Genomic DNA, 21,846 nt, shown 5'->3' with positions numbered 1-21,846 from the left:
GCGCGTGTGTCACCGGCGGGAAAAGGCGGGGCGGGCGGGCACCCCTGGCTGTTAACGTCTCCGGCATGAAGCGCGCTGCCATGACGACGACGCCGGAGAGTGTCCCGGCGCGCTGACCGATGTCTCAGTCCGAAGCCCCGGGGCGAGTGCCCCGGGGCTTCGTCCTGCGGTCACCCGCCCTCCTGTCCGCGAGGAGACCGCCATGTACGACCACCGCAAGCTCGGCCGTGAACTGGGCCTGTTCGACACCGACCCGCTGATCGGCGCGGGCCTGCCGTACTGGCTGCCCGACGGCGCGACCATCCGGCACACCCTGGAGGAGTACATCCGCGCCGCCGAGCGGCGGGCCGGATACCGGCACGTCTGCTCGCCGGTGCTCGGCAAACGGGAGCTGTACGAGATCTCGGGGCACTGGGCGCACTACAGCGACGACATGTTCCCCCCGATGGACCTCGGTGGTGAGCAGGTCGTGCTGCGGCCGAGCCTGTGCCCCCATCACGCGGTGATCTACCGCTCCCGCTCCCACAGCTACCGCGAGCTGCCCCTGCGCATGGCCGAGCTCGGTGGCATGTACCGCTCCGAACTGTCCGGTGTGCTCGGCGGGTTGACCCGTGTCCGGGCCATCCAGCTCAACGACGCGCACATCTTCTGCACCCTGGACCAGGTCGCCGAGGAGGCGCGGGCCGCGCTGGAGATGATCCGCCGGGCGTACGAGGCACTCGGCATCACCCCGGCCCGCTACCGGCTCTCCCTGCCGGGCCCCGGGGGCAAGTGCGTCGCCGCGCCCGAGAAGTGGCGACGCTCCACCGACCTGCTGATCGACGTCCTCGACCGCTCCGGTCTACCCTACGAGGCGGCCGAAGGGGAAGCCGCGTTCTACGGCCCCAAGATCGACGTCCAGGTCGCCGACGGCGCGGGCCGGGAGTCCACCCTGTCCACCGTCCAGGTCGACTTCCACCAGCCCGAGCGGTTCGACCTGCACTACATCGGCGCGGACGGCGCCAGGCACCGACCCGTCATGGTCCACCGCAGCATCATCGGCAGTGTGGAGCGGGCCGTGGCCCATCTCGTCGAACGACACGGCGGCGCCTTCCCCGCCTGGCTCGCCCCCACCCAGCTGGTGGTCCTCCCGGTCTCCGACGCCGAACTTGCGAACGCCGCGGCGTTCGCCCGGCGTTGCGTCGAACTCGGGTTGCGTGCCGAGATCGCGGCACCGGAACGCGGCAGCCTGGGCGCCCGGATCCGGGAGGCCCGCCTGGTCCCCTACCAGGTGGTCATCGGCGCCAGGGAAGCCGTGGACGACCGGGTCGCACTGCGGCTGCGCGACGGCCGCCGGCTCGACCCGCAACCGGCCGACGACATGCTCGCCCGCATCGGTGCTCTCGTCGATGCCCACAGCACCGACCTGTGGGCCGACACCGCCCCGTAGCGGACGGTGTCCCCGGAGATGTCCGGACCCACCGGGCCGGGTGGTCGCGGGGAGAGCGCGGCCGGCAGGACCTCGCGTCATCCCCAGGGCTTTCGCCTCTCCCCCGTGCGAGCCAGGAGGACCACTCCCGGGAGGGATGTGAGCACCTGCGCACCCGACCAGCATGGTGACCAGGAATCGAGAAACCCGGAGGTCACCGTGGCTGTCTCCGCAACGGGCCGCACGCAGGACGGGACACCGTCCGGTGCGGCGGCAGGGCGCCGGCCCGACGGCGGACGGCGGCGATGGCCCGAGCGGGCGCCTGCCGTCGCCGTCGCGATCAGTGTGGTGTACGCCGCCGTCGAGACCGCCTGGGCAGTGACGGGGAGCACCGTTCCTTTCGCCCGGCACGCCCCGTACTCGCCGGCCGCCCAGCTCGTCCTGGCCGCTCTGGCCCTCGTCGCCGGTGCCGTCTGCCGGGCCGCGGCAGGACCGCCGGAGCGGTGGGGGCGGCTGGGCCGACGGGCGGTGGCGGCCGGATTTGCCCTCACCGTCCCGGTGTTCACGATGGGCATGGCGGCCCTGCCCGCCTACTTCGTCACCCTGGCGTCCGGTTCGGGGCCGGAGAGCGTCACCGGCCTGGCCCATGTGCTGCTGAGCACGGCCCTCACCTCCTGCCTCGTCCTCGTCGGGCTGTCGTACCGCCGACGGCTGACGGGCAGATGCCCCCGTTGCGGGAACGTGCACGATGGCGGTCATGACGTGCCGGTCCTCCACCCCGAGGCCTCCTCCGCCTCGCCCCGCACCCGGAAGGTGGCCTGTCTGTTGCTGTGCGGGCTGCTGCCGTGGGCCGCGGTCAAGACCGTCTGGACGCTGGGCGGTGACGCGTTCGGTGTCACCGCCGAGAAGTGGCAGGAGTCCAACTCCGGCGGCTCGGAGGCGGTGCGGGCGCTCGCCGCGGTGGGCATCGACGTCACCGTACTGGCCGCGGGCCTGGGCGTCTTTCTGCTGACCGGCCTGATGTACCGGTGGGGGCAGGTGTTCCCCCGCTGGGCACCGTTCCTCTCCGGGCGTCGGGTGCCGCGCCTGCTGCCGCTGCTCCCGGCCTGGCCGACGGCCGTCGGCCTGTCGGTGTACGGAGTCGTCCTGGTGGTCTACGCCCCGCTCGCGGCCCTCGGGGTACTGCCCGCCCCGGAACCCGACGCGGAACTGGGCGCCACTCCCGCCGGAACCCTGTGGCTGGCCGCTTTCGGAGGGCTGGCGTTCAGCGGGTTGGGCTTCGGCCTCCTCCTGGCCGCCCGCTCCTACTACGCCCGTACCCGCCCCGTCTGCGCCACCGCGTTCGCCCGTACCCCGGCAGCCCCGTACGGCCCGCCCTGCCGAATACCGCTCAATGCCCGCCGGACGATGGCGAGTTGACGGGATGAAGAGATGAAGAGATGACGGGTGACGGGTGTCGAATGGCGAGTGAGGGGTGGCGGTTGGCGGGGTCTGCTGGAACGGGCCAGTTCTTCGGCATCGGGGAGGAGGGGTGCTGCATCGGGTCGGCAATGTGGCGGGCCGAGAGTTGCCGGACGTTCCACAAGAAGGCGCGGCCCGGCCGGTGCGAGGATTCCGCGCATGAGCGATGTCCGGGAAGTGAACTGCCGCCCTCTCCGACCGCGCCCCCTGTGGTTCTTCGTCTGGCTCGGGGCCGCCGGGGCGTGCCTGGCCGTGGTGCGCGCAGGGTACGGGGGCGGGTTCCCGGACGTGTGGGTGGGTGTCGGCCTGCTGCTCGCGCTGGTGGGCGTCCTGGCCCTGAACATGGCCGTCAGGCGGGTGCGCGCCGACGCGTACGGCGTGCACATTCGAACGCTGCTGCGCCGCCGGAGCGTGCCGTGGCGCGACATCGCCGACCTGCGCGTATTCCTGAAGTACGAGCGCAACCCCCGGGTCCGGGAAGCCCGGCGGGTGAGCCTGGCGCTGCGCGACGGGCACAAGATGTTCCTGCCGCTGCCGCAGAGCTGGTCGCCCGACGACCGTGCGGAGTTCGACGCGGAACTGGACGCGCTCCGCGCGCTGCACGCTCGTCATGGAACCCCTGCGTCGAGCCACGTCCCCGTCATCTCGTACCGCACCGCCGGGCGCGCTCCGACCGGGGCGCTGAGCCTGTGCGTGCTGCTGCTCGTGGGCGCGGGTGTGGCCGCCTGGGCCGTTCCGGACGCCGCTTCGCATGCGCGGGAGTGGCAGTCGGCCGCTCCGTGCGCCGCGGGGGCGACCGTCGAGGAACGCCGCGAGTGCCTGACCACCGTGCCCGCCGTGATCGCGAGGACCGAGGTGGGCCGTCCCAAGAAGGCGAGTTGGCTGTACTTCACCGATGGCCACCCGCTGGAGCGGCTCGCGGTCTCGCAGGAGGGCGCCCAGGGGTTCGAGCCGGGCGACAGCGTCGAAGTGACCTTCTGGCGCGGCGGGGCGAGGGAGGTCGCCGGAGAGCACCACGTATGGCGCGAGCACGTCCCTTCCGGCGGCGAAGTGGCCGTCATGGCCGCCCTGTTGGCCCTGTTCGCCGGCTACCCCGGCGCACGGGTGCTGCAGCGACTGCGCGGGCGCCGACTGCCTGACGACGAGGTGCTCCCGTCGGCGCTGCCGTTCGCGGGCGCGCTCGCCGGTACGGCCCTGTGGCTGCTGCCGCTCTGCTACCACCACCCCATGTCCCTGTTCAGCTCTTCCACGGCGATCACCTGGGCGGCCGTGGGCTCGTCGGCCACGCTGGTCCTGTTCGCCCTGGCCTGGCGGGCCACCCGGGTGCGTACGCCCCGCACGGCGGCGGAGTCCATCGGGAAGGCGGGGAAGGAAGAGAAAGAGAGGGAGACGGAGGAGGTGTTCGTGGCCGCCCGTTTCCTGGAGCACACCGACTACAACCCGCATCTGTTCGGTACCCACATCGTCCTCGGCGACGGGCCGCCCGCGGTGACGCCCCACCCCGGCCCCGGCCGCTTCGCGGCGAAACCGATCCCGGTGGAGCGGCTCACCGTCAAGAACGTCCGGCGCGTCCGGGGTGGCGACGGCGACGGCGTCCCCGGGAGCTGGCACATCGCCGAACTCGACGACGCGGGCGAGCCGGTCCGCCTCGCGGCCGCCCCGGACGACCTGTCCCGCATCCTCCACGAACTGCGCCCCGCGACGGTGTGAGCTCTCCGGTCGCGAGGTCCGCGGGCACGGCGGATATGGCGGGGGCGGCGGGCACGGGGTCCGCGGGCGCGGCGGGCGCGAGTTCTGCGGGCGCAGGGGCTCGGCAGCGTACCCGCCCTGAAGCCCGTCCTGCGGCACCTGCCCGACCAGGCGGGTCTGGAGCTCATGCACATCGCTGCACCGTCCGGCGACCGCCGCTTCGGCCCCGGCTACGGCTCCGGGGCGGCTCTCGTCATCCTGCCGGCCTGGCCGGTCGCCGCGCTGATCGGCGGTTTCCTGGTCCTGCGCCGGCGCGGTGCCTGAGGTCCGGTCGGCCCTTCGCCTCGTAGCCGCCCCGGACCGGCGCCGACGGGGTGGGGGTGGTGAGGAGTCCGTCCCGTTCGGGATCGCGCAGGCTCCGGGTGGGCATCTTCTGGCCGACGCTCACGGGCCGCCGGGACGGAGCGCGGTAGCGCTGTGCGACGGAGGAACACGACGGGGCCGTGCGGCAGGACTGCCGCACGGCCCCGGGTGGGAGCGGGATCACTGGCAGCTGCGCTGCCAGTTCCAGCCGATGAACGTGTTCTTGAGCTCGACGTCGAAGCGGCAGCTCGCGGTGCCGTCGGCCTTCAGCTCCACGTACGAGTGGTGCGTGTTGGCGTACCGGTCGCCGGAGGTGTCGAAGATCCCCTTGTAGGAGAACGCGGCGTGCGCCTCGTTGTTGGAGACCGCGCAGTCGGCGAGGCAGTCGGCGTTCTTGCTCGACGACACCAGCGACCAACCGGCGTTCCACGGCTCGCGGTTCCACTGCTGGGTGGCGTCGGTGGAGGCGGTGGTGATCCTGGCGCCGTCGGTGGTCCAGGTGGAGGTGGTGTAGAGGCCGGTCATCCGGATGTTGCAGCAGTCGTACATCTCGGACGCGCTCTTCACCTGGCGGCTGCCCGCGGCGACAGCGGCACCGATGGTCTTCGCCGAGGCCTCGGCCGCACCGGCGCCGTCCTTCGTCACCCGCTGCACCGGGCCCAGCCGCGGCTTGCAGTCGGGGCCTATGGTGATCTGCTGCTTCACGGCCGTACCGGCCGGGGGCACGGGCAGCGACCCGGACAGCTTCACGTCCGTACACGCCTGTCCGGCTCGGGCACCCGTCGAGGCGTCACCGAGCGGTGCGGCCGTGGCCGGGGCGGCCGACAACATGAAGAGACCGGCCGCCGCCGCGACGGCGAGTGTGATTCGGTTGCGCAATTCCGTTGCCTTTCCTAGAAGTTCGGACGGGAGCGTAGCCCTGCTTGTTGGAATCCGCGTCGACAGCAGGAAGGTTGGCACGAAGCTGACGGCCACCCCGTCGCGCACCACCGTCCGTTCTGGCAGCTTCCTGCCAGGACCGTTGTCCGGCGGTTGGCCGCGACGGAAGAGTGGGGCCACCGTTCGCACTCCGGCTCCGGAACCGGGGCCGGCACCAGGACCAAAACCGCACGTCCGTCCGTCCCCGTTCATCCGTCCCGCCCGTTCGTCGGGCGATAGCCTCAACCGCATGGACGAGATCAGCGGGGTGGAGGTCGTCGCGTTCGCGGACGCGGAGGCGTTCGAGAACTGGCTGGCCGAGCACGGCACGCGCCGTGAGGGCGTATGGGTCAAGGTGGCCAGGAAGAAGTCCGGCATCCCGACGGTCACCGACGACGAGCTGGTCGACATCGGACTGTGCCACGGCTGGGTCTCCGGCCGGCGCAGGTCGCTCGACGAGCAGTACTACCTGCAGAAATACGTGCCGCGCCGCCCCCGGAGCCTGTGGTCGCAGGTGAACGTGGACAAGGTGGCGAAGCTGACGGCCGCGGGCCGGATGCGCGAAGCCGGGCTGGCCGAGGTCCGCAGGGCCCAGGAGGACGGCCGGTGGGCGGCGGCCTACGCATCGCAGCGCACGGCGACGGTACCGCCCGACCTGGCGGCGGCACTCGACGCGGCCCCCGGGGCCGGCAAGGCGTTCGAGGCCCTCGACAAGACCGCGCGATACCAGCTGATCCTGCCGTTGCTGCAGGCGCTCACCCCAAAGACCCGGAAGGCCCGGCTCGACAGGATCCTGCACGCACTCGGACGTGACGACCGGATGTGACAACCGGCCGGCTGTGGTGCCGCCGGAACGAAACTCGATGTCCAGGGCGGGCCCGGCGGCGTTAACGTGCGCCGTATGACTGCAACGGATCTTCCGCCGCGCCTGACGCGGCTCGCCTTCCACGGCCCCTTCTCCGAGGCCCGCGCCGCGCGAACGGTCGACAGGCTCGGCCGTGCGGCGCCCGCCCGGGTTCTGGACATCGGTTGTGGTTGGGGGGAGTTGATGCTCCGTGTCCTCGCCGCGGTGCCGGGGGCGACCGGGATCGGAATCGATCTCAACAGCCAGGATCTCGCCCGGGGGCGTGCGAACGCCGAGGCCCGCGGGCTGGGTGACCGGGTGGAGTTCGTCGAGGGGTCCGCGGCGGAAAAGGACCACGGGCCCGCCGATCTCGTGCTGTGTCTCGGAGCCAGCCACGCCCTCAGCGACGCGGAACCTCCGCAGCACACGGCCGACGCGCTCGGCGCGCTGCGCCGGATGGTCGCGCCGGGAGGACGGGTCCTTCTCGGCGAGGGCTTCTGGCAGCGTCCCCCCACCCCCGCCGAACTGGACGCGATGTGGCCGGACGCCCGCGCCGACGAGTTCCACGACCTGGCCGGACTCGTCGACCTCACGGTGTCCGCCGGCTTCCGGCCCTCCTGGATCGAGACGGCCGACGGCGGCGAGTGGGAGGACTTCGAGTCCGGCTACCAGTCGGACGTGGAGGAGTGGCTGGCCACCCACCCGGACCATCCGCTGGCGGAGGAGACCCGCGAGCGCGTCGACCGGCACCGGGCGAGCTGGCTGAGGGGCTACCGGGGAGTGTTCGGGATGGCCTACCTCACGCTGGTTCCCGTGAACCGAACGGCTTCGGGCCTGTGAACCGAACGGGCTCCGAGGTCGTGGGCCGAACAACTCCGGCGCGTTTCGCGGCGGCGAGGCCGTGCGGGCGGGCGGGTCGGGCTGTCGGACCCTGGGGTTAGGGTCGCCACCATGGCCAACCGTTCTTACCTCTACTCCACCAGCACGCCGCCGACCGCGGACTCGAATCCGAAGAAGATCCAGTGCGTCTCCGAGCACAACTGGAGCATTCCGCTGGCGCACCAACTGCTCGTCGGGCGCGGGACGACCACAGTCCCGTCCATGATCTGGAACCTGCGCATCGGCGTCGCCGCGGACTTCGCCGGTGGCGCCGCCCTGCTCGGCGACCTCCTGCGCGTGGTCGGCCGGGGGCTCGAGGACGACAGCGACTTCGCCGAGTGCGTCGCCAGGACCACGGCCCACCTGGAGAAGCAGCGGGACCAGTTCTTCGTCCTGGAGACGGGGGAGATCGTCTCGCTCCAGGACGAGGATCCCGAAGAGGAGGTGGCGGCCCTGGTCTCCCGCGAGATCCCCGACGCCGTGGCCCGCGCCGAGGCGGCGATCGCCGGCAACGACGACGCGTGGCTCGCCTCCGTCCGGAACGATTGGCGGGACCACTTCGCTTCTTTCTACGGCGACGCGCTCTACTTCTCGTTCCCCACGGAGTAACGGAGCAGGGGGCGGCCCCGGGGAAGCGAGGGCGACGCCGGCCGTGTACAGCGAGAGCAGATCAGTGGCCCGTCCCCTTGCCCAGGCCGACTTGGGCGGGGCCGCCCGAGTAGGTTCGGTGGCTTCTCGGCTTCGACGCTCAGTCGTAGACCTCCGCGGGGGTTCTGAAGGAGATCCAGACGTCAGGAGGCAGGTCCGGCCGACCTGGTACTTGTCTGCGTTCCTCAGTCCATGCGTCGCCGGCGATCTCGGTGGCGACGCGACGCCAGAAGTGCACCGCTCTCATGTTGGCGTCCTGAAACGCGACCTCCCACGAACCCGGGTGCCTGGCCACGATCTCCTGAACAGCGTGCAGCCCGATCCCCGTCCGCCGTGCGCCGCGCACCACGAAAAAGCTGTTCAGCACGTGCGTCGGGTCGGTCAGACTGCGGACGAACGCAAAACCGGCAGGGCTGTCGCCGCTCATCAGGAGGTATGGCGCCCAGTCGGGCTCGGAGAAGGCCGCGTGGAGCCGATCGTTGCGGAAGGTTCCGTCAGCGTTGGGCAGCAGAGCATGGAACTCCGACATGTCGTGGCGGAACATCAGCCACAGCCGCTCCACCGTGGGACGGTCGGCGATGCCTGCGAGGCGAATGGATACGTCTGGCACGAGACTCCTTTGCAGAGGGAGGTGGTCATGGGTGGGCGCGCGGGTCCGGATCGGCGATATCAGGTCTCGTGAGGACACCCATGTGATCAGCGCCGGTCCCGGGATGAGTGGCCCCAGAGCATGAAAAAAGCCTCCCTGGTGGATGTTGTATCCAGCCGGGAAGGCTCACTAATGACGGGGATCCTACCAGGCAAGCCCGTTGCTGGGCTTGTCCATCGTCGTCGTCGGCGTCCAGCGCCAGGGGGCCGACCCGTTCACCCCCACCGCTTCACCACTCTCCCTGACTCACATCAGATGCGAGTCACCAGCGGGGTCCCGCTTCTCCCGCGGCTCACATGCCGCCCGGCGTCCTGGAGTCGCAACCCACCCTCAGTGTCCGGAGCCCGGGAGGCCGCTCTCTCCCGTCTCGGGCGGCAGTTGTCCGGGGTAGGGGTTCTCGGGGCGCAGGGCCTGGAGCTGTTCGATCTCCGCGCGGGAGAGCGTCCCCTGCCGTGCCTTCTCGGCGACGCCCATCGCCGCCGCGGCCGGGGCGGACGCCGAGTGCTGCTGCATGATCGCCCATGCGTAGACCGCCCGTTGCTCCTTCGTCGTGGTCGCGAACTTGCGGATCATCACGATCAGGACCACCAGGAAGACGATCCCGATGAGGATCATCATGCCTCCGTCGCCCTTGTCCTCGGAGTCACCCATGACAACGAAGACGCCCCCGGCGGAACCCAGGAGCGCGAAGAACGCCAGGGCGCCGATCTGCGTCGCCCAGTATCCGGTGCCCTTGTACGGTCCGCTCATCGTTCTCTCTCCTCGCCGCTCCTGACGGCCACCTGTTCCGACCACGGCGCGAGGACCGTCGCGCGCGACTCGGGGTGCTCCCGCAGCCATGTCAGGAGCGGGAGCAGGTCACCGTGGGGGGCGTACAGCCGGAGGGAGGCCGTTTCGTCCTCGCGACGCTGCCTGCCCGCGGTCCGGTAGGAGGCGGCCGGGGCGGCGAGGTCGAGGTGCAGCCCGTTCGTCACGCGTGCCCCGACCACGTCCTCCCACGGCACCTCGACGACGCCGTACATGTTCGACCGCACCGCCGCCGGGGTGAGTTCGACCGTCGGCTTCCTGGGCCTGCGCAAGGACCGTACGGTCATCGTGGCGAAGGCTGTCGGCACCAGCAGGAGCAGGCCGATCGTGAGGACCGTGCCCGGTCGGTACCGTCCGGGTTCCCCGGAGCGGTTCGACAGCAACATGTACGTGTCGCCCCAGTGCGCCAGCGCGCTCCCGCACATCACGACCGCGCCCGTCAGCAGCAGACACGTCAGCACCATGAACAGCACGGACCGGCGGCGGGCCTGGCGAAATTCCGACGGTGGCTGCGGGGCGTGGGCGACGCCCGTCGCCGTCGAGCGCCACGATCCACCAAGTCGAGGAGGTGCAGAGGCGGGAAACATGCGCAGCACTTTACGACAGAGAATGTCTTAATCGAGTCACACGATTGCCTCAGTGGCTTCCCGATGATCCGCCCGACGGCCCGTCCGACGGGGTGCCCGAAGCCCGGTGGAAGGGCTTCGGGTCGGGTGCGGGCGGTCGTCAGGAGTGCTCGGCCCGGCGCATCAGCAGGTGGCCCCGGCGGTACCGCTCCCCCTCCTGCGGCTCGCGCAGCATCCGGCCGACCTCGACGAACCCGGCTTCGCGGGCCATGGTCGCAAGGTCGTCGAGCGGCCACCGGTAGGCCGTCGTCACCTTGTGGTCGAACGCCGTGACCGGTTCGCCCTCCGACTCGAAGAAGGCGAGCAGGAGGTGGCCTCCGGGCGCGACCACCCGGCGGAACTCCGCGAAGTACGGGGGCACGGCCTGCGGCGGGGTGTGGATGACCGAGTACCAGGACACGATGCCGTTCAGCTCGCCGTCGGCCAGATCCAGGGCGTCCATGGAGCCGACCTCGAACCGCAGGGCCGGGTACGCCTTGCGGGCGAGGTCGATCATCACCGGCGACAGGTCGATCCCGAAGACGTCCAGCCCCAGGTCCCGCAGGTGTGCGGTGAGGTACCCGGGGCCGCACCCCAGCTCGGCGACGGGGCCGCCGCCCGCGGTCGTCACGAGTTCGGCGAACGTGGCGAGGATCGAGCGGTCCAGTGGGAGGACATCGAGCGAATTACGGACGAATTCGGCGTAGAGGGTGGCCACGGCGTCGTAGGCGTCCGCGGTCGTGTCCAGGTGCGAGGAGAGTTCGGTCACGAGCCAGGACCTTAGAGCCTTCCCCGTCGTGTCGGCGACCCGCCCCGTCGGGCCACGGCCGGATCGCGGAACGGGCGCCGACGCGCGCTCAGTTCCGGCGGGACAGCCGGGCCGGGGCGTCCAGGATCTGTTCCCAGGCAGTCGCACCGTGATGGCTCTCGGGGCGGTCCTCGCACATGAAGCCGTGCGGCCTCCGGACCCACCGGCTACGGTGCCCGGCATGACGAGGATGAGAACAAGGATGAAGACGAGAACGGGGACGGGGGTGTCGAAGCGATGAGGACACGCATCCTGAAATTCGGTCTGTACGCGGACGAGCAGGGGCTGGCATGGGTCCAAGGGCTCGTCGACGCGGCCGTGGTTTCCCAGAGCGCCCGGATCGTCGACAGGACCGTGGGGCGCACCTTTCCCGGGAGCGGGCTGACGACCGCCGACGCGTACGACCATCTGGCGGAACAGTGGGTCTGGGAGAACCCCGGGGTGGACAGCGGTGCGCGGGAGGCGGTCGAACTGCGCGTCCGTCTGGTGTGTTCCCTGCGGACCTGGCGGGCGATCCGCAAGACGATGATCAGGACGTTGTGTCCGGCGGGCGCGGCGCCCCACATCTGCCGCGTTCCCTGGGCCGCCGCCTGAGAACCGTCCCGCAGTCCGCCGCCCGAGAACCGTCCCCCGGGCCGCCGCCCGAGAGCCGTTCCGCAGATCGACGACTTCCGGCGCGGCGCCGAGTGGGTGGCGTCGCGCCGGGGTGACCGGTTCGTCGTCTATCGGCCCGGTGCGACGGGTTCTGGGACACCGGGCGGTTCCGAGGGGCGGGGCCGCCCGGGGTCGTCTCCGTGCGACCGGGTGTGCCGGTCGACGGACAGCTCGCAGCGGCCGTCCACGCACGAACGTCGCAGCCGCCCCTTCGAGATGGTCTGCAGCAGTCCGATCGTCCAGCACGTGGGGCACCCGCGCAGTGCGAACAACCCCGTCGGCGCGAGCAGAAGACCGGCCGGCCCGACCACCGGGACGAGCAGGACCGAACCGGCCAGGGCACCGAATCCCAGCGCGCCGCGCGCCAGGTGCCGGGACAGCGACGCACTGGTGAAGTCCTGACGTTCAGTCATGGTCTGCTCCCGGGAGCGGCCCGGAGGTTTCCCGCAGGGTCCGGCGGATCTCCGTGCGGGCGCGGTGCAGCCTCGACTTCATCGCGGCGGTGCTGAGGCCGAGCGCATCGGCGACCATCCGCCCGCTGTAACCCTGGACGTCCCGCATGATCAGCACACGTCGTTGGTCGGCGGGCAGTGCGGCGATCGCCTCCGCCACCCGGCCTGCTTCCAGGCGCTGCAACACCTCGTCCTCGAACGACGGCACGGCGGTGTCCGGAACCGGTCCGTGGCTGCGCAGCGTCAGCCGCGCCCGCCGCAGGCACTCGTTGCGCACGATGCGGAACATCCACGACGCCAGCGCACCGGAGGCCCGCAGCATTCCGATCTTGCGATACAGGATGATCAGCGCTTCCTGTGCGGCGTCCTCGGCGTCCTGGGGGGAGGCGCACAGGGAGTGCGCGAACCGCCGCACGTGCGGGTGCGAGCCCGACACCAGGGCGGCCGCGGCCTCGACGTCGCCTTCCTGCGCCGCGACGATCAACTGCTCGCCGGGCCAAGTGAAGTCAGCCATGCGAACGCCCCCTCCGACGCCGCACGGCGACCGTGCACGCGCAGATGAGCACGGCCGCGACGATGACGGCACCAATGATCATGACAAACCTCCGGTTCCTGTGCCGACGCTGTTGTCCGCACGGGATTGAGAGGCGTGACCGCCGCAAAAGGATTCACCGCCGCACGATCACCCGGAACGTGACCTGTGGGTGCCGGGCCACGACAGTTGGCACTGATCGGGCTGTGCGACCCGGGGCTCCCAACAGCCTGGCCACGCTGGTTGGCACCGTCCGGCCAAGATTCTTGGCAGCTGCAATGAATTGCCACGTTTGTTGGCACCGGCGCCATGGTTCAACGCGGCAGCGAGGCCGGCGCGCATGGGGTTGCAACGGCGACAGTCCCGTCGCTTGGTTCCTTGCCGCTTTCATGTGACCTTCGGCGATTTCTACAGACCGTCCAGTCGCCCGGTCACTGTGTCGAGTGTCGGCCAAGGAGGACCCTCGCGCAGCAAGCGCAGGAATTCCTCTCCGAATCGCCTCCCATTCGGAAACTGGTCGCCAAGCTCCCAACGCCACGCGGCGACCATCGCGATAACGAGCTGCCGACACTCGTCCAGCAGCCCTCGGTCAATGCTTGGGTAGTGCTCGCAGACCGCCTCGGGAACATGGGCGAGATCGAACTCGACGGGGCCACGGCAGCACGTCTCGAGGTCGATGAACAACGGGCCGTGCTTCGTGCTGAGCACATTGCCCGGATGCGGTTCGCCGTGGAGCAGCTGCTCCACGGCGCCGCGGTCGTCGATCGCTCGTCGCAGGCTTGCCAGCCTGCCGCTGAGGAACACGCGGTCCGCGTCGGTGAGCTCCGGCGAGCGATCCGGGTCGGCGACAACTTCTTCCGCCTCCGTGATCCGGTCCGTGAACCCCGGGCTCGGCACATCGACCTTGCGCATGCCGGCGTGCAGCTGCTCCAGCGCCTTGGCGTAGTCGACTGGTGAGGTGTGAGGTGTCACGGGCTCGTAGTAGGTCCACAGCGTCACTGCGAAGCCATCGCGCGTGTACACACGCGGGTCCGCCCGAGGTTCCAAGGGACACACCGGGCATCCGGCCTCGATGAGCTGCTGAGCGAGATCGACTTCGAACTGTGCGACCTCCTGTCCCACAGGGGCGACCCGGGCAAAGACGTCGCATGGCGTCAGCCGCAGTGCCAGCTTGTTCGAGTTGTGGAGAACGATTGCATCGTTGGCCGGCAGATCGAGCGATGCGGCGACCGCAGTCGCAGCCGCGATCGCACGCGTGACGTCGGTCATATCCACCCTCGAATCTTGGCACAGATGAGCGAGGGCGGTGCCAACCAGCGTGGTCAGGTGCCAGCTGTCGTGGCTCGGCACACTGTGCGGCCTGTGCGATCCACGTGGCCTACGCGGCGAAGCCGATGTTGGTGACGTACTCGTACTGTCCCCACTGCGACCCCAGGTCGACGATCGTGTCCCCCCAGGCGTCGTCGAGGCCCTGGCGGTCGCCGGATGCCCAGGAGCCGACGATGCGGTCCCAGCGGCGTACGTTCATCGTGCGGTACTCCACCACCCGCTGGAGCGGCCTGGCGACCTGCGACTGGTTCAGGGGGTGGATCTCCACCCGGGTCCCGCCGCCGGCGTTCAGGCGTGCGAGGAGGTGCCGGGCGACGTTCTGGCGGCGCACCCGGCGGTAGGCGAGGTCGATGCGTTCGAGGTTGGCCCGCGACGGGCGGCGCTTCTCGTCGAGCCAGGCCCTGAGGGTGCGGTCGGTGACGGTCAGACCGGCTTCCCTGGCCGCCCTGCGGCTGTGGTCGGTCCTCGTGAGGTAGTGCAGGCGCGCCATCAGACCGCGCTTCACGGTCACGGGGGTGACGATGCCGCCCGACAGTTCGTCCAGTTGGCGCGCGACGGCGTCGCTGCCCTTGATGCCCCGGGCGCCGAACTTCCCGAAGTCGATGGTCCTCTCGGGCATCTACTCTCCCTCTCCCGGCAGCTCCCCGGTGGCATCGCTGCCCGCGGTGTAGGTGTCCTTGGTCTTGACCTCGGTGACGCCGCGGCCCTCGGGGAAGACGCGGTGCCAGTCGCCGATGACGTGGAGTTCGTCCGTGCCCATCGCGCGTACGACGGTGAGGCCCTCGTCGTGGGCCTTGAGGGCTTTCAGCCAGAGATTGGAGAACGCCTGGCTGCGGATGATGTGCATCCAGTCGGGGCGGTAGAGCTCCCGGTTGTAGTTCGACCCCCCCATCGTGGAGACGAACTTCGAGTACATCGCCTTCACGTACTCCAGCGTCACCTCGTCGTCGGCTGCGATCGCCGCGTCCCGGGCGTCCTTGAGGACGACACGAAACTTCTCCAGCAGGTTCTCCGTCGCCCCGGACGTATAGGACTCGTGGATCTCGGGGGGCGCGCACAGGGCGTGCTTCGGGCCGGAGAGGCGCAGCAGGAGGCGCAGGGTCGGTTCGGTGACCCACAGCGGGCCGGGCTCGTCCCGGTTGCCGATCGGGTTGGGGAGCACCGCTTCGTGTTCCCACTCGGGCGGGGTGATCAGGTGGACGCCGGCGCGGCGGCGGTCGTGGGGCAGCCCGGCGGTGTGTTCCAGCTGACCGAGCGGCAGGTGCGTCTTGAGGGCGGAGAGGTAGGCGCCGTTGATGTCGAGCGCGGTCACCTCGTGGCGGCCGGGCGGAAGCTCGTGGCGGGTCCACTTCGGGCGCGCCTCCCACACCTGGTCGGCGCCGCGGGAGGTCTGCTTGCGCAGGATGTCCGGCATCCACGGGTGCGCGACGATGTCGTACCGGGCTCCCTTGCGGGTCTCGTCCAGCAGCCGCATCGCGTCCGGGATCGCCCGTTTCAGCAGCACGGCGAGGGCCGCGTCGACGTCGCCCCCGTGTTCGGCGAGCGCGGCCCGGACCGCCTGGCCGATCAGGTCACCGGGCCCGGAGGGTTCCTGGAACGCGCGCCCGGCCGGCCCCGTGGGACGCCCGGAACGGCGCACCCCGCTCCGTCCGTGCGACGCCGCCGACGGTTCCTGGGCGGAGGCCGGTGCCGTAGCAGGCGATTGCTGGGCCGGTACGGGCGCTTCCGGGGCCGACACCGACGGTTCCTGGGCCGGTGGGGCCGGTGGGGCCGGTGCGGGCGGTACGGCGGTGACAGGTCGGCAGTCGGCCGGGTCCAGGTGCTGGGTGAAGCCTGCCACCCGGTGCCGGGCCGGTGATCCGCACAGCACGCACGGCTCGGGGGCGGCGAGGGACTCCACGTCGTCCCCGCTCTCGCCCCGGTCGGTCGCGGCTGAAGGTGAAGGAGAGGCCGAGGGTGAGGGCGCGGCCGAGGATGAAGGTGAGAGTGAGGGTGAGGCCGAAGGTGAGGCCGAGGGCGAAGGTGCCGGAGGTACGGGGGCGTCGGGCGTCGCCGGAGAGGTGTGCGGAGCCGGTACGGGTCGTTCAAGTACAGGTCGCTCCGGTACGGGGCGTTCCGGTACGGGCTCCTCCGTCGGGGGCTCGGTGCCGATCCCGGCGGAGAACTTGGCGGCCAGCCCGTCCAGCAGGTACGCGTACTTGTTCCGGGTCTCGTCCACCGGGTCCCGGCCGCTCTCCCAGCCGCCGACCGTGCTCGGGCTCACGCCGAGCGTGCGGGCCACCTGCGCCTTGGAGAGCCTGGCCCGCTCCCGCAGTTCCCGTCGGACGTCCGGCGGCGGGAGTTCGGCCTGCGGGCCGACGGCCGCGAGCAGCGCGTCGATCGCGTCGAAGTCGCTCACCGGAGCCACCCCTCCCGCGACGTCGCCCCGGCCCGTTCCCGGGACGTGTGCCCGGCGGCCGGGTGGGAGGAACGGGTGCCCGTTCCGGTGTCGGCCATGGCCGTGGGCCTCTCTTCGTCGTGCGGTGGTGCCTGGAGCAGGAGTGTCATGGGCCTGCGTCAGATGTAGGTGACGGGGTTGCGGGACAGGTGCGGGCTGCCGGTGGGGCGGCCGACTCGGGGGTCGTCCCGCAGGAGTTCGCCCTCGAGAGCGTAGCGGTCGCCGTGCTTGGAGATGCCGATGATCCTCGCGACCGCGAGAACGGTGCCTTCGGGGTTGATGATCTGCGCCTCGTCCTGCGACAGGGCCCGGTCGGCGTTGAACTTCCAGATGCCGCGACCGGCCTCCCACGCCTCGTCCTCGCTCATGCCTTGGCGCCACCCGAGGGTCGTACGCATCAGGCGGTCGTCCGCGTCCGCGGCGCGTTCGGCGCCGATCCGGATCTGCAGCATCCGTCCGCCTCCGAGAGGGTCCAGGGGATTTCGAAGATACTGTTCAACTTGTTGTGAAGTTAGCATCTGGCCACCCCCGCAACAAGCCGGACAGGGCCCGAGCCGCCGACGGCGCCGCCGAGGGGCGCACGCTCACCGCACGCTCGCCGCACGCGTGCCGTCGGAGTGGGACGGGGCGTGCGGCGGCGCCCCCTTCGGCGCGTCTCGAAGGGGGCGGACCGCCCGCTGGGGACACTCTGACCATGACCGAAGCACTGAAAGCAGTCCTTGAGGGCGGCCCCGACGACCTCCCCGACCGCATCGTCCCCCTCGCCGACCCCGGGTTCGACGTCAAGGTCCCGTTCCGCGGCGGATACGAACACTTCCGGGCCACGGCGCGCCACCAGGACACCGCCGAGGGGCGACTGCCCGTCTACGAGTGGTGGGAGCGCACGGAGATCCCCGGCTGAGAGCCGGACGAGGACCGGGTGCCCCGCCGGAACACCGGGGCACCCGCGACATTTTCGGCATCTGTGCCACCCATGACATCTGTGGCGTCCGCGGCCCCCGTGGCATCCGCAGCGCCTGCGGCACGACGCGGGAACGGCCGTCGCTCAGACGGTCTCCCGCGTGTCGTAGGCGAGCAGCCGCTTGCACAGCTCGTCGATCAGCTCCCCCGCCGAGCCCTCGAGAACATCGGGCACGGTGAGGTCGTCCACGATCATGCCGTGCACCGCGAGGTACATCAGGATCACGGCGATGCGGCCGCCGGGCAGGCCCGCCTCCTCGTGGAAGCGGATGTTGTCCTCCAGCGTCGCGCGGAGGATCTTGTTGAGTTCGGCGCCCAGCTCGGGCCGGCGGGCGCCTTCCAGACGCAGCTCCAGCATGGCCAGGTAGCTGCTGCGGTCCGCCTCCATGCGCTCGTGGACCTGGCGCAGCAGGACGGCGACCAGTTCGGGGGAGGGCGGAGCCTTCAGGGTCTCGGCGAGCTCGTCCGGGTCCGGCGTCAGCCGCTCACGGGTGCGCTCCATGATCTGTCGCAGCAACTCGGCGCGGTTGGCGAAGTAGTTGGAGGAGGTTCCGACCGGCACCCCGGCCCCGGCGTCCACGGCCCGCAGGGTCAGTCCGCGTGACCCCTCCCGGGCCAGTACTTCGATGGCCGCATCGAGCAACGCGGCCCGGCGCGCCGGGTTCTGACGCATGAAAACCTCCAAGGACGTTGACACCACTTCAAGTGAAGTACTACATTCAAAGCACTCCACTTGGAGGGTACAGCGCAACGACACATGGGAGTCAATATGCGAGCTCGCACGACCGCCCGGCGCGGTTCCAGCACCTTCACCGACTTCAACCGCGGCGGGCGCAACCCCCAGCCGCTGAAGCCCCGGTCCGTCCCCCGTCCCCGGCCGCTCCCCAAGCCCGGCACCCGACGGTGACGGGGGCGGGTCGATGACGGCCTCGGCCTGTGATCCCGCTGTCGACGGGGTCGGAGAGAACGACGAACGGCGTGGCCCGGAGGCCACGCCGTTCTTGTCGTACCGGGCTTTCGGCCCGAAGTTCCGTCCGGATCAGACCACGGGTGTGGAGCGGCCGTGGAGCTTCAGGCAGTGCGCCAGACAGCCCAGCGCGGCGGTGCACAGCAGGGTGCGCATGATGTTGGTCGTCTCCCAGAGCCCCTTGAACTTGTCGACGACCGACAGGTCATCGGCCTTCACCGGGTTGCCGATCGCGGCGAGTTCGTTGTTCAGGGGAATGTTGACGGAGAACGTCACCAGCAGCGCCACCACGTAGAGCCCGGCGGCGATCCCCGCCCACAGGGCGACCTTGCGGCGCCCCTTGCGGTACTCGAGGACGGCGACGGCCACCGTCACGGCGAGCGCGCCGAGGAAGACGAGCACGAACAGGCCGCTGTTGTCGATGACCTCGTTGAAGTTCTGCATGGCCTCCGCGTACACCCGGTCGTCGGTACGGGCGAGTCCGGGCATGACCGACACGTCGTAGGCGAAGAACAGACCGGCCATCAATCCGACGGTGATGACGGACGCCACCAGCAGAATGCCCGCGGCCCTGCTCGGCCGGGACGGCGGTGTCTGCGGCGGAAGCGGCGCACTGGGGCCGGGAGCGCTGTAGGGAGAGTACGGATTGGCGGTCATCGAAGCGTCCTCACTGTGGACTTCGGCCGATCGCTCGGCGCGCGAGCGGAGAGAGCATAGGCGGCGCCCACGGAGCGCAGCCAGATGATTTCGACCCGTTCCCGAGCGGTTGTCGAGCGTTCCCCTTGTGCCCCTCGAGCGAAAGCGCCGGGAGCGGGCGCGGGGCGGGAAAAGCTCCACCGAACCTCCAGCGGACCCCGAGGATCATCCGGTCGGGCCGGCCGTCCTGCGTCGGCGCATCCACCACACGAGTGCGCCACCGGCGGCCACGACCGTTGCGGCGATCGCGCCGATGAGACCGACGGGGGTCTCCGTACCGGTGTCGGCGAGTCCGCCTTCGGGCTCCTTGGTGGCCGGTGGCAGGTCGCCGCCGGTTCCGGTCGGCTGCGGGGTCGGCTTGTCGCTGCCGGTCGGACCGGGCGTGGGCCTGCCCGGGTCCGTCGGGGTCGGAGTCGGAGTGGGGGTCGGAGCGGTTCCGTCGTCGCTCCTGACCGTACCGCTGCCGCCGAGGTAGGTGGTGTCGGCGTCCCGGGCGGAGGTCTGCGCGCGGACGGAGTCCTCGGTGGCGCGCGGAAGGTCGCGGTGCCGGGTCCGGAACTCGGTGGGGGTGATGTTCCGCTTGGGGGACTTGGAGAAGTCGACGCCACCGACGATGTAGGTGTAGGTGAGGCCGTCGTACTCCATCTCCCACTCGAACTCGCCCTCCTTGAAGACCTTCACGTACTTCTCGTAGACGGTCTCCTTCTTCCAGTCCTTGTTCTCGCCGCGCAGCGGCCAGCGGGAGACGTCGCCGCTGTTGATGATCGGGCGGAAGTCGGTGGCCTTCCTGGCGTCCTGCTGCCGCATCCATTCGGCGGCGACACGGGAGGCGTAGACGCGGCGCAGATCGGCGTACTGGGGAGCGGTGTTGACCATCTTGACGACCTCGGGCTCGATCATCGTGTCGTACATCCGCTGGTTGTTCTTGATCTCGTCCTTGGTCAGGTCGCATCCCTTGCCGCCGGGGCCGGGGGTGTTCGTCTCCTGCGGGACGGTGGAGACCTTCAGGGGTGCGTCGAGGATGTAGATGCCGCCGTCCTGCTCACGGACCTTGGCCGGCTCGGGCTCGATCCAGGAGCGCATGCCGTGCAGACAGGGGGCACCGTTCCGGCGGGCGAGGGAGTCCCAGAAGCGCTTGCCGCGCGTGGTGCCGGGGTCCATGGCCACGAACGCGTCGTGCTTGAGGTCGAGGTCGGCTTCGAGGAGGACGCGTCCGGCGTCGGTCCTGGCGAAGTCCTTGTCCATGATGCGCTCGGGCTCGTCGGGGTTGAGGTTGACCCAGAACTTGTCCGGTGTGAGGGCGAGCCAGGTGAACAGGGCGTCGGAGGCGAGGGTGAGCTTGGCCTCACCGCCCCAGCCCGGGTTGTTGTCCTCGTCCTCCGTGAAGTCGGCCTTCATGGAGTAGTCCAGGGCCTTGCCCTTGACGGGCTTGCCGACGTACTGGAGTTCCAGGGTGGAGAAGTCCACCCCGCCGGGGCCGCGGCCGAGCGCCGAACGGGTGTTGACCTGGTTGTACTCGGCCTGGATCTGCCGTGCCTGGGCCTGGTTCCTGCCGGAGCCGTAGGCGATGGAGTTGAGCGGCCCCTGAGTGCCGGTGTTCGGCTTGGGGGCGAACGGCGGGTAGGTCTTGACGTAATCGGTCTTCGGCCACAGGCCCTTGCCGGTGGCGCGGCGCTCGGCGATGCGGATCGGGTTGTTGCCGCTGCCGCGCTCGGCACGCAGGGCCCTGTTCAGGGCGCCGTACTGCTTGATGGTGCCGTCGGTGGCCTTCTCACCGGCGAACATCGTCACGCGCGACTTGGTGAAGTCGTACTTGGGGTCCTTGTGCCGCAGGATGATCTTGTCGGCCCTGAGCTGGTGCGGCTTGTACTTGCCGTTCGACTTCATCTCGCCGAGCTCGCCGGTGCGCGGGTTGTAGGCGTCGTAGCGGCGGGAGGCGATCTTCCTGCCGTTCTTGTCGTAGATCTCGATCGTCACCTCGCACAGCCAGTCGGGACCGACGAGGTTGAAGTCCTGGACGGTCTTCCGCTCGAAGACGCCGCCCTTCTGCCCGTTGGCCTGGTTGTTGATCAGCCAGCGGCTCATCCAGGTGCGGAACGGCTTGGGGCTGGACGACTCGTCCTTGTGCCGGTTGTAGCGTGCGTAGATCGCGTGCTTCATGTCGTCCGGGTCCTTGGACCGGGCGTATTTCTTCTCCCACCTGGTGATGTCGTCCTTCGTGCGGCCGACCTGCGCCAGCTCCTGCGCGGTGGGGGTGGGGATGTTCTCCCAGCCCTTGAAGGAGTTGTTGTAGTAGTACTCCTCGTCCGGGCCCGACTTGATCCAGTGGTGCTGGCCCGTGGGCGCGCCGGAGTTGTGGGGGGTTTTGGGGTAGGTCTTCTTCAGGTGCATCTGGTCGCACCGCTTGCCGGTGGTGATCTTCGCGTAGTCTCCGGGAGCGGCCTGCGCGGTGGCCGGGAGTCCGACCAGCAGCATGCCGGTGGACGCGACCACGGCCAGACACGCGGCCAGCCGACGCCTGATCCGGGTTCGTATGGGTGTGTTCACACGTATGTCCCTGGTGAGGGGGCGCTCGTGGGACGGGAGGCGGGCGGAGATGGGCCCCCGTCGCATTTCTCCGCTCGCCTCCGCCCACACTAGGGCGCATCAAGTGCCCCGGCCCAATGGGTTGTTGACGTGTCGCGCGCCGACTCGGCAGCGCCTCGGGGCGGGTGGTGCGGCGGGTTCGCTACCGTGACCG

General features: G+C 70.4%; 24 protein-coding genes. 10 read left to right on the top strand and 14 right to left on the bottom strand.

Going from position 1 to position 21,846, the window contains the following annotated elements; all coding sequences use genetic code 11:
- The first annotated feature begins 112 nt into the window (after window positions 1–112).
- From thrS to ACWCXX_RS21335, 4 genes are all read left to right on the top strand, one after another.
- The gene (gene thrS, locus ACWCXX_RS21350) at window positions 113–1,429 is read left to right on the top strand and encodes a threonine--tRNA ligase (RefSeq protein WP_451129535.1); all 1,317 of its coding nucleotides are present in this window, start codon (window positions 113–115) and stop codon (window positions 1,427–1,429) included.
- Window positions 1,430–1,627: 198 nt separating this feature from the next.
- On the top strand, window positions 1,628–2,827 hold the full coding sequence (locus tag ACWCXX_RS21345) for a hypothetical protein (RefSeq protein ID WP_451129461.1): 1,200 nt from the start codon (window positions 1,628–1,630) through the stop codon (window positions 2,825–2,827).
- A gap of 201 nt (window positions 2,828–3,028) precedes the next feature.
- Entirely contained in the window at window positions 3,029–4,579 is a 1,551-nt protein-coding gene (locus tag ACWCXX_RS21340; RefSeq protein WP_451129459.1) for a PH domain-containing protein, read from the top strand.
- 165 nt (window positions 4,580–4,744) lie between these two features.
- On the top strand, window positions 4,745–4,882 hold the full coding sequence (locus ACWCXX_RS21335; RefSeq protein ID WP_451129457.1) for a hypothetical protein: 138 nt from the start codon (window positions 4,745–4,747) through the stop codon (window positions 4,880–4,882).
- A gap of 219 nt (window positions 4,883–5,101) precedes the next feature.
- Here ACWCXX_RS21335 and ACWCXX_RS21330 read toward each other — a convergent pair whose 3' ends face one another.
- Window positions 5,102–5,800, bottom strand: coding sequence for a hypothetical protein (locus tag ACWCXX_RS21330; protein ID WP_451129455.1), 699 nt, complete (start codon window positions 5,798–5,800; stop codon window positions 5,102–5,104).
- Between the two features lie 289 nt (window positions 5,801–6,089).
- Between ACWCXX_RS21330 and ACWCXX_RS21325 the strand changes: the two genes are divergently transcribed.
- The 3 genes from ACWCXX_RS21325 to ACWCXX_RS21315 all read left to right on the top strand — a co-directional run bounded on the left by ACWCXX_RS21325 (window position 6,090) and on the right by ACWCXX_RS21315 (window position 8,171).
- A complete protein-coding gene (locus tag ACWCXX_RS21325; protein ID WP_451129453.1) occupies window positions 6,090–6,665 on the top strand; it encodes a YdeI/OmpD-associated family protein in 576 nt (191 codons plus the stop codon).
- Between the two features lie 75 nt (window positions 6,666–6,740).
- Entirely contained in the window at window positions 6,741–7,523 is a 783-nt protein-coding gene (locus tag ACWCXX_RS21320; protein WP_451129451.1) for an SAM-dependent methyltransferase, read from the top strand.
- A gap of 111 nt (window positions 7,524–7,634) precedes the next feature.
- Window positions 7,635–8,171, top strand: coding sequence for a DUF7822 domain-containing protein (locus ACWCXX_RS21315; RefSeq protein WP_451129449.1), 537 nt, complete (start codon window positions 7,635–7,637; stop codon window positions 8,169–8,171).
- Between the two features lie 139 nt (window positions 8,172–8,310).
- Here ACWCXX_RS21315 and ACWCXX_RS21310 read toward each other — a convergent pair whose 3' ends face one another.
- The 4 genes from ACWCXX_RS21310 to ACWCXX_RS21295 form a co-directional block, all read right to left on the bottom strand.
- Complete coding sequence (locus ACWCXX_RS21310) at window positions 8,311–8,820, bottom strand: GNAT family N-acetyltransferase (protein ID WP_451129447.1); 510 nt, start codon at window positions 8,818–8,820, stop codon at window positions 8,311–8,313.
- A 369-nt stretch (window positions 8,821–9,189) separates the two neighbouring features.
- Window positions 9,190–9,609: a hypothetical protein gene (locus ACWCXX_RS21305; protein ID WP_451129445.1), complete on the bottom strand. Its 420-nt coding sequence runs from the start codon at window positions 9,607–9,609 to the stop codon at window positions 9,190–9,192.
- Window positions 9,606–10,130, bottom strand: coding sequence for a hypothetical protein (locus tag ACWCXX_RS21300; protein ID WP_451129443.1), 525 nt, complete (start codon window positions 10,128–10,130; stop codon window positions 9,606–9,608). Before ACWCXX_RS21300 ends, ACWCXX_RS21305 begins: the two co-directional genes overlap by 4 nt.
- Window positions 10,131–10,392: 262 nt before the next feature.
- The gene (locus tag ACWCXX_RS21295) at window positions 10,393–11,040 is read right to left on the bottom strand and encodes a class I SAM-dependent DNA methyltransferase (protein ID WP_451129441.1); all 648 of its coding nucleotides are present in this window, start codon (window positions 11,038–11,040) and stop codon (window positions 10,393–10,395) included.
- 276 nt (window positions 11,041–11,316) lie between these two features.
- On the opposite strand from ACWCXX_RS21295, the gene ACWCXX_RS21290 reads away from it, so the two are divergent.
- Window positions 11,317–11,673, top strand: a complete 357-nt coding sequence (locus tag ACWCXX_RS21290) for a hypothetical protein (RefSeq protein ID WP_451129439.1) — start codon at window positions 11,317–11,319, stop codon at window positions 11,671–11,673.
- 128 nt (window positions 11,674–11,801) lie between these two features.
- On the opposite strand, the gene ACWCXX_RS21285 is transcribed toward ACWCXX_RS21290, so the two are convergent.
- From ACWCXX_RS21285 to ACWCXX_RS21260, 6 genes are all read right to left on the bottom strand, one after another.
- On the bottom strand, window positions 11,802–12,146 hold the full coding sequence (locus ACWCXX_RS21285; protein ID WP_451129437.1) for a hypothetical protein: 345 nt from the start codon (window positions 12,144–12,146) through the stop codon (window positions 11,802–11,804).
- Complete coding sequence (locus tag ACWCXX_RS21280) at window positions 12,139–12,699, bottom strand: RNA polymerase sigma factor (protein WP_451129435.1); 561 nt, start codon at window positions 12,697–12,699, stop codon at window positions 12,139–12,141. Before ACWCXX_RS21280 ends, ACWCXX_RS21285 begins: the two co-directional genes overlap by 8 nt.
- Before the next feature lie 426 nt (window positions 12,700–13,125).
- Window positions 13,126–13,986, bottom strand: coding sequence for a phosphotransferase (locus tag ACWCXX_RS21275; RefSeq protein WP_451129533.1), 861 nt, complete (start codon window positions 13,984–13,986; stop codon window positions 13,126–13,128).
- Window positions 13,987–14,095: 109 nt separating this feature from the next.
- Window positions 14,096–14,665: a transcriptional regulator gene (locus ACWCXX_RS21270; protein ID WP_451129433.1), complete on the bottom strand. Its 570-nt coding sequence runs from the start codon at window positions 14,663–14,665 to the stop codon at window positions 14,096–14,098.
- The gene (locus tag ACWCXX_RS21265) at window positions 14,666–16,444 is read right to left on the bottom strand and encodes a helix-turn-helix domain-containing protein (protein ID WP_451129431.1); all 1,779 of its coding nucleotides are present in this window, start codon (window positions 16,442–16,444) and stop codon (window positions 14,666–14,668) included.
- A 158-nt stretch (window positions 16,445–16,602) separates the two neighbouring features.
- Window positions 16,603–16,935 carry a hypothetical protein gene (locus ACWCXX_RS21260; RefSeq protein WP_451129429.1) on the bottom strand — a complete coding sequence of 111 codons (333 nt, stop codon included), beginning with the start codon at window positions 16,933–16,935 and terminating at the stop codon, window positions 16,603–16,605.
- 242 nt (window positions 16,936–17,177) lie between these two features.
- On the opposite strand from ACWCXX_RS21260, the gene ACWCXX_RS21255 reads away from it, so the two are divergent.
- A complete protein-coding gene (locus ACWCXX_RS21255) occupies window positions 17,178–17,384 on the top strand; it encodes a DUF5988 family protein (RefSeq protein ID WP_451129427.1) in 207 nt (68 codons plus the stop codon).
- Window positions 17,385–17,528: 144 nt separating this feature from the next.
- Here the strand turns inward: ACWCXX_RS21255 and ACWCXX_RS21250 are convergent, their stop codons facing one another.
- Window positions 17,529–18,116, bottom strand: coding sequence for a TetR/AcrR family transcriptional regulator (locus ACWCXX_RS21250; protein ID WP_451129425.1), 588 nt, complete (start codon window positions 18,114–18,116; stop codon window positions 17,529–17,531).
- Window positions 18,117–18,212: 96 nt separating this feature from the next.
- Between ACWCXX_RS21250 and ACWCXX_RS21245 the strand changes: the two genes are divergently transcribed.
- Window positions 18,213–18,350, top strand: coding sequence for a hypothetical protein (locus ACWCXX_RS21245; protein ID WP_451129423.1), 138 nt, complete (start codon window positions 18,213–18,215; stop codon window positions 18,348–18,350).
- A gap of 132 nt (window positions 18,351–18,482) precedes the next feature.
- On the opposite strand, the gene ACWCXX_RS21240 is transcribed toward ACWCXX_RS21245, so the two are convergent.
- Window positions 18,483–19,067 (bottom strand): anthrone oxygenase family protein, encoded by a 585-nt coding sequence (locus ACWCXX_RS21240; protein ID WP_451129421.1) that lies wholly within the window; start codon window positions 19,065–19,067, stop codon window positions 18,483–18,485.
- 204 nt (window positions 19,068–19,271) lie between these two features.
- Window positions 19,272–21,653: a hypothetical protein gene (locus tag ACWCXX_RS21235; RefSeq protein ID WP_451129419.1), complete on the bottom strand. Its 2,382-nt coding sequence runs from the start codon at window positions 21,651–21,653 to the stop codon at window positions 19,272–19,274.
- Window positions 21,654–21,846 lie beyond the last annotated feature (193 nt).

The organism is Streptomyces sp. NPDC001732, assembly GCF_053596315.1.
This window is presented reverse-complemented; position numbering and strand designations above follow the sequence as displayed.

What these genes read in the sequence shown, in the direction of transcription:
- ACWCXX_RS21260 (WP_451129429.1), bottom strand. Translation starts at nt 16,935, where the DNA reads ATGCTGCAGATCCGGATCGGCGCCGAACGCGCCGCGGACGCGGACGAC.
- ACWCXX_RS21320 (WP_451129451.1), top strand. Translation starts at nt 6,741, where the DNA reads ATGACTGCAACGGATCTTCCGCCGCGCCTGACGCGGCTCGCCTTCCAC.
- ACWCXX_RS21335 (WP_451129457.1), top strand. Translation starts at nt 4,745, where the DNA reads ATGCACATCGCTGCACCGTCCGGCGACCGCCGCTTCGGCCCCGGCTAC.
- ACWCXX_RS21340 (WP_451129459.1), top strand. Translation starts at nt 3,029, where the DNA reads ATGAGCGATGTCCGGGAAGTGAACTGCCGCCCTCTCCGACCGCGCCCC.
- ACWCXX_RS21280 (WP_451129435.1), bottom strand. Translation starts at nt 12,699, where the DNA reads ATGGCTGACTTCACTTGGCCCGGCGAGCAGTTGATCGTCGCGGCGCAG.
- ACWCXX_RS21300 (WP_451129443.1), bottom strand. Translation starts at nt 10,130, where the DNA reads ATGGTGCTGACGTGTCTGCTGCTGACGGGCGCGGTCGTGATGTGCGGG.
- ACWCXX_RS21245 (WP_451129423.1), top strand. Translation starts at nt 18,213, where the DNA reads ATGCGAGCTCGCACGACCGCCCGGCGCGGTTCCAGCACCTTCACCGAC.
- ACWCXX_RS21290 (WP_451129439.1), top strand. Translation starts at nt 11,317, where the DNA reads ATGAGGACACGCATCCTGAAATTCGGTCTGTACGCGGACGAGCAGGGG.
- ACWCXX_RS21240 (WP_451129421.1), bottom strand. Translation starts at nt 19,067, where the DNA reads ATGACCGCCAATCCGTACTCTCCCTACAGCGCTCCCGGCCCCAGTGCG.
- ACWCXX_RS21315 (WP_451129449.1), top strand. Translation starts at nt 7,635, where the DNA reads ATGGCCAACCGTTCTTACCTCTACTCCACCAGCACGCCGCCGACCGCG.
- ACWCXX_RS21325 (WP_451129453.1), top strand. Translation starts at nt 6,090, where the DNA reads ATGGACGAGATCAGCGGGGTGGAGGTCGTCGCGTTCGCGGACGCGGAG.
- ACWCXX_RS21285 (WP_451129437.1), bottom strand. Translation starts at nt 12,146, where the DNA reads ATGACTGAACGTCAGGACTTCACCAGTGCGTCGCTGTCCCGGCACCTG.
- ACWCXX_RS21275 (WP_451129533.1), bottom strand. Translation starts at nt 13,986, where the DNA reads ATGACCGACGTCACGCGTGCGATCGCGGCTGCGACTGCGGTCGCCGCA.
- ACWCXX_RS21255 (WP_451129427.1), top strand. Translation starts at nt 17,178, where the DNA reads ATGACCGAAGCACTGAAAGCAGTCCTTGAGGGCGGCCCCGACGACCTC.
- ACWCXX_RS21270 (WP_451129433.1), bottom strand. Translation starts at nt 14,665, where the DNA reads ATGCCCGAGAGGACCATCGACTTCGGGAAGTTCGGCGCCCGGGGCATC.
- ACWCXX_RS21250 (WP_451129425.1), bottom strand. Translation starts at nt 18,116, where the DNA reads ATGCGTCAGAACCCGGCGCGCCGGGCCGCGTTGCTCGATGCGGCCATC.
- ACWCXX_RS21305 (WP_451129445.1), bottom strand. Translation starts at nt 9,609, where the DNA reads ATGAGCGGACCGTACAAGGGCACCGGATACTGGGCGACGCAGATCGGC.